The sequence below is a fragment of the Cellulosimicrobium sp. CpK407 genome, assembly GCF_051844275.1.
GTDB classification, from domain to species: domain Bacteria; phylum Actinomycetota; class Actinomycetes; order Actinomycetales; family Cellulomonadaceae; genus Cellulosimicrobium; species Cellulosimicrobium cellulans_G.
Genome location: NZ_JBGNYC010000051.1, coordinates 20,157 through 34,090 on the forward strand (window position 1 = coordinate 20,157; position 13,934 = coordinate 34,090).

At 74.3% G+C, this 13,934-nt stretch carries 10 protein-coding genes; all 10 read left to right on the plus strand.

The genetic code is table 11. The features are described 5' to 3' along the window. Positions 1 to 62: 62 nt before the first annotated feature. The gene (gene ileS, locus ABWU78_RS17650; RefSeq protein WP_439159080.1) at positions 63 to 3,518 is read left to right on the plus strand and encodes an isoleucine--tRNA ligase; all 3,456 of its coding nucleotides are present in this window, start codon (positions 63 to 65) and stop codon (positions 3,516 to 3,518) included. After that, the gene (locus tag ABWU78_RS17655; RefSeq protein WP_439159081.1) at positions 3,515 to 4,936 is read left to right on the plus strand and encodes a bifunctional folylpolyglutamate synthase/dihydrofolate synthase; all 1,422 of its coding nucleotides are present in this window, start codon (positions 3,515 to 3,517) and stop codon (positions 4,934 to 4,936) included. The genes ileS and ABWU78_RS17655 overlap by 4 nt, the downstream gene beginning before the upstream one ends. 193 nt (positions 4,937 to 5,129) lie before the next feature. Beyond that, entirely contained in the window at positions 5,130 to 6,125 is a 996-nt protein-coding gene (gene dhaK / locus ABWU78_RS17660; protein WP_253051258.1) for a dihydroxyacetone kinase subunit DhaK, read from the plus strand. A gap of 70 nt (positions 6,126 to 6,195) precedes the next feature. Next, entirely contained in the window at positions 6,196 to 6,840 is a 645-nt protein-coding gene (gene dhaL / locus ABWU78_RS17665) for a dihydroxyacetone kinase subunit DhaL (RefSeq protein ID WP_439159082.1), read from the plus strand. After that, positions 6,837 to 7,574, plus strand: a complete 738-nt coding sequence (gene dhaM / locus ABWU78_RS17670; protein WP_353708115.1) for a dihydroxyacetone kinase phosphoryl donor subunit DhaM — start codon at positions 6,837 to 6,839, stop codon at positions 7,572 to 7,574. Before dhaL ends, dhaM begins: the two co-directional genes overlap by 4 nt. A gap of 96 nt (positions 7,575 to 7,670) precedes the next feature. Further along, positions 7,671 to 8,339, plus strand: a complete 669-nt coding sequence (locus tag ABWU78_RS17675) for a TetR/AcrR family transcriptional regulator (protein ID WP_439159083.1) — start codon at positions 7,671 to 7,673, stop codon at positions 8,337 to 8,339. Between the two features lie 117 nt (positions 8,340 to 8,456). Further along, entirely contained in the window at positions 8,457 to 10,184 is a 1,728-nt protein-coding gene (locus ABWU78_RS17680; RefSeq protein WP_253051262.1) for an MDR family MFS transporter, read from the plus strand. Positions 10,185 to 10,188: 4 nt separating this feature from the next. Continuing rightward, entirely contained in the window at positions 10,189 to 10,683 is a 495-nt protein-coding gene (locus ABWU78_RS17685) for a DUF4233 domain-containing protein (protein WP_308202275.1), read from the plus strand. A 67-nt stretch (positions 10,684 to 10,750) separates the two neighbouring features. Next, positions 10,751 to 11,203 (plus strand): nucleoside-diphosphate kinase, encoded by a 453-nt coding sequence (gene ndk / locus ABWU78_RS17690; protein WP_439159084.1) that lies wholly within the window; start codon positions 10,751 to 10,753, stop codon positions 11,201 to 11,203. Positions 11,204 to 11,347: 144 nt separating this feature from the next. Then, on the plus strand, positions 11,348 to 13,934 hold a 2,587-nt coding region (locus ABWU78_RS17695), incomplete at its 3' end, for a chromosome segregation SMC family protein (protein ID WP_439159085.1).

Consider the following 13,934-nt stretch of genomic DNA (forward strand, 5'->3'; position numbering starts at 1 on the left):
ACCGACCCGTACCACCACGGCGGACACCCCGCCGGCCGCTACCCTCCGGAGTCCTCGAGACCATGGCCTATCCGCTGCACCGCGCCCCCTCGTCCGCCGCCTCTGCCGCCGACTCGCACCCCGGAGCCGCGTTCGGCGTGCCTGCCTCTCCCGACCTGCCCGCGATCGAGCGCGAGGTGCTCGACTACTGGGACGCGGACGACACGTTCCGCGCCTCGGTCGAGCGCAACCCCGCCGGCGAGAACGGCAGCAACGAGTTCGTCTTCTACGACGGCCCGCCGTTCGCCAACGGCCTGCCCCACTACGGGCACCTGCTCACGGGGTACGCGAAGGACGTCGTCCCGCGCTACCAGACGATGCGCGGCAAGCACGTCGAGCGCCGCTTCGGGTGGGACACGCACGGCCTGCCCGCCGAGCTCGAGGCGATGGACCAGCTCGGGATCAAGACCAAGGAGGAGATCCTCGAGCTGGGGATCGAGCGGTTCAACGACGCGTGCCGCGCGTCGGTGCTCAAGTACACGAGCGAGTGGCAGGACTACGTGACCCGCCAGGCGCGCTGGGTCGACTTCGAGCACGACTACAAGACGCTCGACCCGACGTTCATGGAGTCGGTCCTGTGGGCGTTCAAGCAGCTCTACGACAAGGGCCTCGTCTACGAGGGCTTCCGCGTGCTGCCCTACTGCTGGAACGACCAGACGCCGCTGTCCAACCACGAGCTGCGCATGGACGAGGACGTGTACCAGGTCCGCCAGGACCCGGCGGTCACCGTGGGCTTCCGGCTCGAGACGGGCGAGCTCGCGCTCATCTGGACGACGACGCCCTGGACCCTGCCGTCCAACCTGTTCGTCATGGTCGGGCCGGACGTCGAGTACGTCGTCGTGGAGTCGTCGTTCACGGGCGTCACGGAGCGCTACGTGATCGCGGCCGAGCGCCTCGGGGCGTACGCGCGCGAGCTCGCCGACGAGGGCGTCGAGGACGTGACGACGCAGGTCGTCGAGCGCCTCACGGGCGCCGACCTCGTCGGGCGCTCCTACACGCCGCCGTTCTCCTACTTCGCCGGCCACCCCGGTGCGCACCGCGTCGTCGAGGCGGACTTCGTCACGACGACGGACGGCACCGGCCTCGTGCACAACGCCGGCGCGTTCGGCGAGGAGGACAAGGTCGTCTCCGACCGCGAGGGGGTCGAGCCGGTCCTCCCGGTCGCGTCCGACGGCAAGTTCGTCTTCCCCGTCGTCGACTACGAGAGCCTGCAGGTCTTCGACGCGAACGCGCTCATCATCGACCACCTCAAGGGCCGGACGCGGCACGACGCCGCGGTGGCGGCGGGCGAGGCGGCTCCGGACCTCGCGCTCGGCGCCACCAGCGCCGGGACGGTGCTGCTGCGCCGCGAGTCGTACGCGCACTCCTACCCGCACTGCTGGCGCTGCCGGCAGCCGCTCATCTACATGGGCGTGTCGTCGTGGTTCGTCGCGGTGTCGACGTTCAAGGACCGCATGGTCGAGCTGAACGAGCAGATCTCCTGGACGCCCGAGCACATCCAGCACGGCCAGTTCGGCAAGTGGCTCGAGAACGCGCGCGACTGGTCGATCACGCGCAACCGGTTCTGGGGGAGCCCGGTGCCGGTGTGGCGCTCCGACGACCCGCAGTACCCGCGCGTCGACGTCTACGGGTCGTTCGCCGAGCTCGAGCGCGACTTCGGCACGCTGCCGCGCAACGAGAAGGGCGAGCCGGACCTGCACCGCCCGTTCGTCGATCGCCTGACCCGGCCGAACCCCGACGACCCGACGGGCCGCTCGACCATGCGGCGCGTCGAGGACGTCATGGACGTCTGGTTCGACTCGGGGTCCATGCCCTACGCGCAGGTGCACTACCCGTTCGAGAACACGGACTGGTTCGAGCACCACAACCCGGGCGACTTCATCGTCGAGTACATCGGCCAGACGCGCGGCTGGTTCTACACGCTGCACGTGCTCGCGACCGCGCTGTTCGACCGACCCGCGTTCCGCTCGGCCGTCTCGCACGGCATCGTGCTGGGCTCCGACGGCCGCAAGATGAGCAAGTCCCTGCGCAACTACCCGGACGTCAACGAGGTCTTCGACCGCGACGGCTCCGACGCGATGCGCTGGTTCCTCATGAGCTCGCCGATCCTGCGCGGCGGCAACCTCGTCGTCACCGAGGACGGGATCCGCGACGCGGTGCGCCAGGTGCTGCTCCCGCTGTGGAGCACGTACTACTTCTTCACCCTGTACGCGAACTCCTCGAAGGCGCAGGCGCGCGCGGGCGAGCCGGGCGGCGCGGCGGGATACGTCGCGCAGAAGGTCGCACCCGAGCGCGTGGCCGGGCTCCCGGCGCTCGACCGCTACCTGCTCGCGCGCACGCACGACCTCGTCGTGCGCGTCACCGAGCAGCTCGACGCCTACGACATCGCGGGCGCGTGCGAGACCGTGCGCGAGCACCTCGACGTCCTGACGAACTGGTACGTGCGCACCCAGCGCGACCGGTTCTGGGCCGAGGACGCCGACGCGTTCGACACGCTGTACACGGCGCTCGAGACGCTCACGCGCGTCATGGCGCCGCTCGCCCCGCTGCTCGCGGAGGAGGTGTGGCGCGGCCTGACGGGCGGGCGCTCGGTCCACCTCACCGACTGGCCGGCGTCCACCGAGGCTGTCGGCGAGGACGGCTCGTCCGCCGTGGCCGTGCGCCACGTCCCGGACGCGTCCCTCGTCGCCGACCCGGCGCTCGTCGCCGCGATGGACGAGGTCCGCGCCGTCGCGTCGGCCGCGCTCGGCCTGCGCAAGGCGCACCAGCTCCGGGTGCGCCAGCCGCTCGCGCGGCTCACGGTCGTCGTGGACGACCCCGAGGCGCTCGCGCCGTACACGGACCTGCTGGCGCGCGAGCTCAACGTCAAGGCCGTCGAGCTCGAGTCGACCGACTCGGACGCCGCCGAGCGCTTCGGCATCACGCAGCGCCTCGCCGTGAACGCGCGCGCCGCGGGACCGCGCCTGGGCCGCGGCGTCCAGGCCGTCATCAAGGCCGCCAAGGCGGGTGCGTGGCGCGTGGACGACGCCGGGGAGGTCGTCGTGACGACGGACGACGGCGACGTCGCGCTCCTGCCCGCGGAGTACGAGCTGACGACGGTGGTCGCCGCCACCCGGGCCGGCGGCCCGGAGCCCGACGCGGAGGCACCGAGCGTCGCCGCCGCGGTGCTCGCGAGCGGCGGGTTCGCCGTCCTCGACCTCGCGCTCGACGACGCGCTGCTCGCCGAGGGCTACGCACGCGACGTGATCCGCGACGTGCAGGACGCGCGCAAGGCCGCCGGCCTCGACGTGGCCGACCGCATCCGGCTGTCGCTCGACGTGCCCGGCGAGTGGCTCGTCGCGGTCGAGGAGCACCGCGACCTCGTCGCGCGCGAGACCCTCGCGGTCGAGGTCGTCGTCGAGACGTCGCCGACCGACGTGCGCTCCGTGCGCGTCGAGAAGGCCGACGGCACCGTTCCGGACACGGCGGTGATCCTGTGAGCGCCGCCCGCAAGGACTCCGGCGCCGCACGCCGGCAGAGCGCGAAGGACGCCCGCGCGGCCGCGGAGGACGTCGCCGCGCAGGCGGACCTGGAGCGTGTCTACCAGCACATCGTGTCCCGTGCTCCCGAGCACGACTTCGACCCGACGATCGACCGGGTGCGGCGCCTGTTCGAGCTGCTGGGCGACCCGCAGCACGCGTTCCGGACGATCCACCTCACCGGAACCAACGGCAAGACGAGCACCGCGCGCGTCGCGGAGCGCCTCGTGCGCGAGCACGGGCTGCGCACGGGGATGTTCACGAGCCCGCACCTGACGAGCGTCACCGAGCGGATCGTCGTCGACGGCGAGCCGCTCTCGGCGCGCCGGTTCGTCGAGGTCTGGGAGGACGTCTACCCGTACGTGCAGGTCGTCGACGCCGAGCTCGCCGAGGCCGGGCAGTCGCAGCTCAGCTTCTTCGAGGTGCTCACGGGCGTGGCGTTCGCGGCGTTCGCCGACACGCCCGTCGACGTCGCGATCGTCGAGGTCGGCATGGGCGGCGAGTGGGACTCGACCAACGTGGTCGACGCCGAGGTGGCCGTCGTGACGCCCGTCGCGCTCGACCACGAGCGCTGGCTCGGCAGCACGCTCGAGGAGATCGCGACGGTCAAGTCGGGCATCGTCAAGGGTGGCGCGACCGTCGTCTCCGCCGCGCAGCGCCCGGAGGTCGAGGAGGTGCTGCGCGCCCGCGCCGAGCGCGTCGGTGCGCGCCTGCTGCGCGAGGGCGTCGACCTCGACGTGGCGGCACGGCAGGTCGCGGTCGGGGGACAGCTCCTCGACCTGCGCACGCCCGCCGCGCTCTACACCGAGGTGTTCCTCCCGCTGCACGGCGAGCATCAGGCGCACAACGCGCTGCTCGCGCTCGGCGCGGTGGAGGCGTTCCTCGGCGGCCGGGCGCTCGACGGCACGCTCGTCGAGGCGGCCTTCGCGGACGTCACCTCGCCGGGCCGGCTCGAGGTCGTGCGGTCGAGCCCGACCGTTCTCGTCGACGCGGCGCACAACGCCGCGGGCGCGGAGGCGCTCGCGACCGCGCTCGGCGAGGCGTTCGACCTGCGCCACCTCGTCGGGGTCGTCGCGATCATGGCGGACAAGGACGCCGAGCCGCTGCTCGCGGCGCTCGAGCCGGTGCTGTCCGAGGTCGTCGTGACGCGCAACAGCTCGGAGCGCTCGGCCGACCCGACGGAGCTCGCCGAGCTCGCCGCGGACGTGTTCGGCGAGGACCGCGTGCACAGCACCGAGCGGCTCGACGAGGCGCTCCAGGTGGCCGTCGACCTCGCCGAGCGGGACGACGCGGTGGGCGTGGGGACCGGCTCGGGCGTGCTCGTCACGGGCTCGGTCGTCACGGTCGCCGACGCGCGCATCCTCCTCGGGCGCGGCTGACGCCCCGTCCCGCGCGGCACTGCTCCTCCGCGCACGAGGCGCGCCACCGGGTGGCGCGCCTCGTCGCGTCGGGGACGCCTCGCGGCCCGCCGCACCCGGGTGTTTGATGGAGGCGACGACGGCGACGGACACGCCGGGCGGGGGTCGTCGGCGTCCGGAGCACCGGGCGCACGGACCGATGGAGGGATGACCGGTGAAGAAGCTGCTCAACGATCCCCAGGACGCGGTGTCGGAGTCCCTGGAGGGGTTCGGCCAGGCGCACGCCGACCTCGTGGAGGTGCACCTCGCGCCGCCCTACGTCTCGCGGGCCGGGGGTGCGGTCCCCGGGAAGGTCGGGCTGGTCTCCGGCGGTGGGTCCGGGCACGAGCCGCTGCACGCGGGCTTCGTCGGCTTGGGGATGCTCGACGCCGCGGTCCCGGGCGCGGTCTTCACCTCGCCGACGCCGGACCAGATCGTCCCGGCGATCCTCGGCGCCGACTCGGGCGCGGGTGTCCTCGCCATCGTGAAGAACTACACGGGCGACGTGCTGAACTTCGAGACGGCGGTCGAGCTCGTCGAGGCGGAGGGCACCCAGGTCACGAGCATCCTCGTCAACGACGACGTCGCGGTCGAGGACTCGCTGTACACCGCCGGCCGGCGCGGCGTCGCGGGGACGGTCGCGGTCGAGAAGATCGCGGGCGCCGCGGCCGAGCGCGGCGACGACCTCGGCGCGGTGACGGAGATCGCGGGCCGCGTCGTCGCGAACGTGCGCTCGATGGGCGTCGCGCTCACCGCCTGCACGGTCCCGCACGTCGGCAAGCCGAGCTTCGACCTCGGCGACGACGAGGTCGAGATCGGGATCGGCATCCACGGTGAGCCGGGCCGGCACCGCATCCCGCTGGCCTCGGCGGACGAGATCACGCAGCGGCTCGTGGACCCCGTCGCCGACGACCTGGGCCTGTCGGACGGCGAGGACGTGTTGCTGTTCGTTAACGGAATGGGCGGTACGCCGCTGTCCGAGCTGTACGTCGTCTATCGTCAGGCGAGGAGGCTGCTCGAGGGGCGCGGCGTACGGGTGACGCGCTCGCTCGTCGGCAACTACGTCACGTCGCTGGAGATGCAGGGTGCGTCGGTCACCGTGCTGCGCCTGGACGACGAGCTCACCGCCCTGTGGGACGCTCCCGTCCACACGGCTGCGCTGCGCTGGTGAGGCGGCGCCCGTGCGTGCAGTCTCCGAGGGGCCGGCGGACCGCCGGCTCGACGGCGAGGAGAGGTGGGGCATGACGCTGGACGTGGCCTGGGCGGACCGGTGGACGCGGCTGAGCGCGGAGCGCATCGCGGCGGCACGGGACGAGCTGACCGAGCTGGACCGCCAGATCGGTGACGGCGACCACGGGGAGAACCTCGACCGGGGGTTCCGCGCGGTGGTCGCCAAGCTCGACGGGACGGCCGCCGGGGACCAGCCGCCGGGTCAGATCGGCGACGTGCTCAAGCTCGTGGCCACGACCCTCATGTCGTCCGTCGGCGGCGCCTCGGGGCCGCTCTACGGCACCGCCTACCTGCGTGCGGCGAAGGTGACGGGCCTGGCCGAGCTCGACGCCCACGGCGTGGTGGCCCTCCTCGAGGGCGCGCTGGAGGGCATCACCGCCCGTGGCAAGGCGCAGGTCGGGGAGAAGACGATGGTGGACGCCTGGCAGCCGGCGGTGGACGCCGCGGAGGCCGCCGCGGACGCCGGGGCGTCGACCGGCGACGTCCTCGCCGCCGCCGCGCAGGCGGCGCGCGCGGGCGCCGAGGCGACGGTCCCGCTCGTCGCGACGAAGGGCCGCGCGAGCTACCTGGGTGAGCGCAGCGCCGGGCACCAGGACCCGGGGGCGACCTCGACCGCGATCCTCCTCGAGGCCGCGCGCGACGCGGCGACGGCGTGAGCGGCGCCGCCGGGCCGGTCGGGGCGCGAGCGCGCGTCGCGCTCGTCCTCGTCTCGCACTCGCAGCGGCTCGCCGAGGGTGCCGTCGAGCTGTCTGCGCAGATGGCTCCCGGCGTGCTGCTGCTCGCCGCGGGAGGGACCGACGACGGCGGGCTCGGCACGAGCTACGACCGGGTGTCCGCGGCGCTCGACGAGGCGCTGGCCGTCGCGGAGGGCGTGGTCGTGCTCGCCGACCTGGGCTCCGCCGTCATGACCGTCGAGTCGGTGCTGGACATGGAGGACGGGTTCGACGGGAGGGTCCGGCTCGCCGACGCCCCGTTCGTCGAGGGCGCGGTGGCGGCGGCGGTGACCGCGCACGGTGGCGGCGACGTCGCGGAGGTGCTCGCGTCGGCCGAGCACGCGGGCGGCACGTTCGCGGTCGCTGGCGGAGCTCCCGCCGAGGAGGCGTCGGCGACCCGGGCGGAGCCTCCCGCGGACGGTGCGACGCGCGCCGTCGTCGCGCTGCGCAACCCGCTCGGCCTGCACGCGCGCCCCGCGGCGGTGCTCGCGCGGCTCGTCGCCGGTTTCGACGCGACGGTGGCGATCGACGGGGTCAACGGCGCGAGCGTCCTCGAGCTCATGAAGCTGGGGGCCACGGGCGGGCAGGACCTCACCGTGACGGGGGAGGGACCCCAGGCCGCCGACGCCGTGCGCGCGGTCGTCGAGGCCGTGGAGGGCGGATTCGGGGAGGTCTGACCGGCACCCCGGTGTGACGGGCGTCACGCCATATTGCAGTTGATGCAAAATTGCAGAGGGTGCAAGAATACACGGGTGCCCCTGACTCTCCCTGACGTGCCCGCTCGCCCCTCGTTGGTCGAGCGGGCCGCGACGTGCCTCGCGCCGTCTCCCGGCGGTCTGCGGGAGCGCAAGAAGCGCGCCCGACGGGAAGCGCTCGTCGAGGCCGCGCAGACGCTCGTGCTGGAGCGCGGCTTCGACGCGGTGACGGTCGAGGACATCTGTGCCGAGGTCGGGGTCTCGCCGCGCACGTTCTTCAACTACTTCCCCTCCAAGGACGACGCCGTGCTCGGCCTGGAGGACTTCTCCGTGCGCCCGGAGGTCGTCGCGGCCTTCGTCGAGGGCGGCCCGACGGGCGCCCTGCTCGACGACCTCGAGGTGGTCGTCGCCGACGTGCTCGGGCACCAGGTCGTCACGCCCGAGCGCATGGCGCGCACGCTCGAGCTCGTCCAGCGCGAGCCGCAGCTCGTCGCGCGGCACGTCGCGTGGGTCGACGGCCATCGCGCGGAGCTCGTCGACATGTTCGTCGCACGCCGGGCCGTCCGGCCCTTCGTCCCCGATCCCGAGCTCCTGGCCCTCGTGGTCATGAGCCTGCTGCGCGCGAGCACCCTCGAGTGGCAGCAGCGCGACCGCGAGGGCGAGCCGGTGGACCACCTGCCGACCGTCGTCGCCCAGCTCCGCGCGCTCCTGGCGGACACGCGCGCCCCTGATCCCGTGGCCCGCTAGCCGCACGCCCTGCGGGCCACCGCACCACCACCGCTCCACCGCCTCACCAGCTCCCCACCCGACGACGGGCCGCGCCCGTCGGCGCGCGCCCGCCCGTCCTGACCGAACCGGATCCTCATGGCCTCCTCCACCGCAGCACCCCCCGTCGACGGCGCCAAGCCGCTCGTCGTGCTCACCCCGCGCACCGTGTGGGTGATCTTCGGCGCGCTCATGGCGTCGATGTTCCTGTCCTCCCTCGACCAGTCGATCGTCGGCACCGCGATGCCGACCATCGTCGGCGAGCTCCACGGCGTCGAGCACCAGGGCTGGGTCATCACGGCCTACATCCTGGCCATCGCGATCGTCATGCCCCTGTACGGCAAGTTCGGCGACCTCTGGGGTCGTCGGTGGCCGTTCCTCGTCGCGATCGGGCTCTTCACCATCGCGTCGGCCGGTGCCGGGTTCGCGCAGTCGTTCCCCGAGCTCGTCGCCTGGCGCGGCGTCCAGGGCCTCGGCGGCGGCGGTCTGATGATCCTGTCGCAGGCGATCATCGCGGACATCGTGCCCGCGAAGGACCGCGGCAAGTACATGGGTCCCATGGGCGCCCTGTTCGGCATCGCGGCCGTGATCGGGCCGCTCCTGGGCGGCTGGTTCACCGAGGGGCCGGGCTGGCGCTGGGCGTTCTGGATCAACGTGCCGATCGGCGTCGCGGCCTTCGTCGTCGCGTGGGTCGCGCTCAAGCTCCCGTCGCACCGCTCGGGCCGCAAGATCGACGTCGCCGGGATCTTCCTCATGGTCGTCGCCACGTCCGGCATCGTGCTCGTCACGAGCTGGGAGTCCCTCACCAGCTCGCGCGGCTACGACTGGTCGGACCCGTGGCTCCTGGGCCTCGTCACGGTCGTGATCGTGTCGATCGCCGCGTTCGTCGTGGTGGAGAACCGTGCCGAGGAGCCGCTGCTCCCGCTGCACCTCTTCAAGAACCGGACGTTCACGATCGCGACGCTCATCGGCCTCGTGCTGGGCATGGGCATGTTCTCGGCGCTCGCGTTCCTGCCGACGTTCCTCCAGATGTCGACCGGCGCCGGGGTCACCGAGTCCGGCTTCCTCCTGCTGCCCATGATGGCGGGCGTCATGCTCACGGCGATCGGGTCCGGTATCGCGATCACCAAGACCGGCCGCTACAAGGTGTTCCCGGTCGTCGGGCTCGCGATCACCGCCGCGGGCATGATCTGGCTCACGCGCATCACCGGGGACATGTCGATGTGGCTCTTCGGCGCCATGATCTTCGTCATGGGCGCCGGCATGGGCCTCGTCATGCAGACGATCGTCCTCGCGGTCCAGAACGCCGTCGACCCGCACGAGCTGGGGACCGCGACGAGCGCGAACAACTTCTTCCGCGAGATCGGCGCGGCCGTCGGCACGGCGCTGTTCAGCACGATCTTCACGTCGCGCCTCGCGGACAACCTCGAGGGCGTCTTCGCGGGCCTGCCCGCGGGCTCGGCCCCCGCCGGTGCCGAGGGGGCCTCGCTCACGCCCGAGATGGTGCAGCAGCTCCCCGAGCCGATCCACACGGGCGTCGTCGACGCGTTCACGGACGCGCTCGCCCCGGCCTTCTGGTACCTCGTCCCGCTCGTGCTCGTCGGGTTCGTCCTCGCGCTCTTCCTGCGCGAGGTCAAGCTCTCCGACGTCGCGGGGATGGTCGCGCGCGGCGAGGCCGTCGCGGACCACGGCGACCTCGTCGAGGACGCCCCGGTGCCGGTCGAGGACGGCGCGGGCGAGGCCCCGGCCGTCGTGACCGCGGGAGCCGCGGGGGCGGGCGGCGACCACCCGGAGGACCGGGGCCGCGACGCCACGCCGGTATCCTGACCGGGTGAGCACCTCGCCGTCGCAGCCCGCCGCGCAGCCGTCCCGCTACGGCCGCGCGGCGGGCCCGGTGCGCCCCTCGCCGGGCGACCGGATCAAGCCCAAGAAGCCCGCGAAGGTCCAGTTCGCGTCCACCACGCTGCTGCTCGAGGCGTTCCTCGTGGTGTTCGCCACGCTCGTCGCCTACGGGCTGCGGGACGTGCCGTACTCGCGCGGGCCGCTCGAGCTGCCGAGCGCGACGTCGATCTGGCTCGTGGGCGGCGCCCTCGCGGTCGTGCTCGTCGTCCTCTCGCGCATGGTCGGCACGCCGGGCGGCTACGTCGCCGGGTCGGTCGTCCAGGTGCCGGTCCTGGCGTTCGGCCTCGTCGTGCCGATGATGTTCGTCGTCGGCGGGCTCTTCGTCGTGCTGTGGGTCGTCTCGATCCGGCTCGGCGGGCGCATCGACCGGGAGCGCGCCGCGTACGACGCCGAGCACCCCGAGACCGCGCCCAACGCCGACTGAGGCGCGCCCCACGGGCCCGGTGGTCACGGCGTCCCGCACGCCCGCGCGGCCGGTAGGCTCGGCGACCATGACCGACGTCGCACCCGCACTGACCGAGACCATCGAGCGCACCCTCATCCTCGTCAAGCCCGACGGCGTCCGCCGCGGCCTGTCCGGCGAGATCCTGCGGCGCGTCGAGACCAAGGGCTACACGCTCGCCGCCGTGCGCCTGCTCGACGCGACGCCCGAGCTGCTCGCCGCGCACTACGCCGAGCACGAGGGCAAGCCGTTCTACCAGCCGCTCGTCGACTTCATGCTCTCGGGCAAGATCCTCGCGGTCGTGGCCGAGGGCCAGGGCGTCATCCCCGGCTTCCGCTCCCTCGCGGGCGCGACGAACCCGACCGAGGCCCTGCCCGGCACCATCCGCGGCGACCTCGGTCGCGACTGGGGCCTCAAGGTCCAGCAGAACCTCGTCCACGGCTCCGACTCGCCCGAGTCCGCCGCGCGCGAGATCGCGCTCTGGTTCCCCGAGCTCGGCTGACGCACCGTCACGCGGCACCGCGCCCCGTCCCGGCCGCACCGGCCGGGGCGGGGCGTCTCGCGTCCCGGCGCCCCGCCGACGGCGTCCGGCCGCGCGGGGCGCAGATCCGCGGGTTCGTCGGGGGCCGCCACTAGGCTCGGGTCCGTGCACCTCAAGACCCTGACGCTGCGCGGCTTCAAGTCGTTCGCGTCCGCGACGACGCTGAGCTTCGAGCCCGGGGTCACGTGCGTCGTCGGGCCGAACGGCTCGGGCAAGTCCAACGTCGTCGACGCGCTCGCGTGGGTCATGGGGGAGCAGGGCGCCAAGACGCTGCGCGGCGGCAAGATGGAGGACGTCATCTTCGCCGGGACGTCCGGGCGGCCGCCGCTCGGGCGCGCCGAGGTCTCCCTGACGATCGACAACACCGACGGCGCGCTGCCGATCGACTACACCGAGGTGACGATCTCCCGCACGCTGTTCCGCAGCGGCGGCTCCGAGTACGCGATCAACGGCGCCGCGTGCCGCCTCCTCGACATCCAGGACCTCCTCTCGGACTCCGGCCTCGGCCGGGAGATGCACGTGATCGTCGGGCAGGGGCAGCTCGACGCGGTCCTGCGCGCGACGCCCGAGGACCGCCGCGGCTTCGTCGAGGAGGCCGCGGGCGTCCTCAAGCACCGCAAGCGCAAGGAGAAGGCGCTCCGCAAGCTCGACGCGATGCAGGCCAACCTCACCCGCCTCGCCGACCTCACGACCGAGATCCGCCGCCAGCTCGGCCCGCTGGGACGCCAGGCCGAGATCGCCCGCAAGGCGGCGACGATCCAGGCGGACCTGCGCGACGCCAAGGCCCGCCTGCTCGCGGACGACCTCGCGCAGCTCACGGCGACCCTGGAGCAGGAGATCGCGGACGAGGCGGCGCTGCGCGCGCAGCAGGCGGAGGTCGAGCGGGCGCTCGCCACGGCCCGCGACGGGCTCGGCCGGCTCGAGCGCGAGGCCGCGGAGGCGGCGCCCGCGCTCGGTGCCGCGACCGACGTCTGGTTCCGGCTGTCGTCCCTGCGCGAGCGCCTGCGCGGCACGCAGACGCTCGCGGAGGAGCGGGTCCGCCTGCTCGGTCGCCCGGAGCCCGCCCAGCGGGGCCAGGACCCCGACGAGCTCGAGGCCCAGGCGGAGCGCGTGCGCGCGACCGAGGCCGAGCTCGAGGCGGAGGTCGTCCGGGCGCGCGACGCGCTCGCGGCGGCCGTCGCGGACCGCGAGGACGCCGAGCGGTCGGCGGGCGAGGCCGAGCGCGCGGTCGCGACGCTGCTCCGCGGTGCCGCCGACCGGCGGGAGGGCCTCGCGCGCCTCGCGGGCCAGGTCGCCGCGCAGCGCACGCGGGTCGAGGCCGCGGAGGCGGAGATCGGGCGCCTCCGCGAGTCGCTGGCGGAGGCCGAGCACCGGGGCACCCAGGCGCGCACGGACTTCGCGGTGCTGGAGACCCAGGTGGTCGGCGCCGAGGAGGGCGAGGAAGGCCTCGACGCCGAGCACGAGGCCGCAGCGGACGAGGTCGAGCGGACGACGACGGTCGTGCGGGAGCTCGAGGACGAGGCCTCCGTGGCGGACCAGGAGCGCGCCACGTGGAGCGCGCGGATCGAGGCCCTGGAGCTGAGCCTGGACCGCAAGGACGGCGCCGGCGCGCTGCTCGCGGCCGACGGCGTCGGGGTGGTGGGGTCTCTCGCGGCGCTGCTCGGCGTCGAGGCCGGGTACGAGGACGCCGTGGCTGCGGCGCTCGGCCCCGCCGCGGACGCCGTCGCCGTCGAGTCGGTCGACGCCGCCGTCGACGCGCTGCGCTACCTGCGCACCGAGGACGCCGGACGGGCGGGCCTGGTCGTGGCGGCCGACGGGGCGGACGGGAGCGTGCACGGCGACGTCGCCCTGCCGGACGGCGCGCGCTGGGTCGTCGACGTCGTGACGGCCGGCGGGGGCGTCGGCGGCGCCGTGCGCGCGCTGCTCTCCGACGTCGCGGTCGTCGAGGACCTCGCGGACGCGCGCGCCCTCGTGGCGCGGCACCCGGGCATCTCCGTCGTGACGCGCGGCGGCGATCTCCTCGCGACGACCCGCGCGTGGGGCGGGTCGGCCTCCGCTCCGAGCGTGCTGCACCTGCAGGCCGCCCTCGACGAGGCGCGCGCCGCCCACGACGACGCCGCGGCCCGGGGGGAGCGCGCGCGGTTCGCCCTCGTGGGCGCGCGCGACGCCGCGCAGGAGGCCCGCGCTCGGTACGACGACACCCTCGACCGGCTCAACGAGTCGGACGCCCAGCTCGCGGCCGTCGCGGAACAGCTCGGACACCTCGGCGCGACGGCGCGCTCGGCCGCGGCGGAGGCGGAGCGCGTGCGTACCTCGCTCGAGCGCGCGTCGCAGGGGCTCGACGACGCGCGCGAGTTGCTCGCGGACCTCGTGGCGCGGCTCGACGTCGCGGAGGCGGCCCCGGAGCAGTCCGAGGAGGCGGTCGCCGACGCGACGACCGAGCGCGACCGTCTCCTCGCGCTCGCGTCGGCGGCGCGCACCACCGAGACCGAGGCGCGTCTCGCGCTGCGGACCAGCGAGGAACGCGCGCGCGCCGTGGCCGGCCGGGCGCAGTCGCTCGCCCGGGCCGCCGCGGCGGAGCGCGAGGCGCGCGAGCGGGCCGCGCGGCGCGAGGCCGCCCGGGTGCGCCAGGCCGAGCGCGCGTCGGCCGTGCGCGACGGCGCGGCGCGCGCCCTCGGCGCGGTCGACCGGA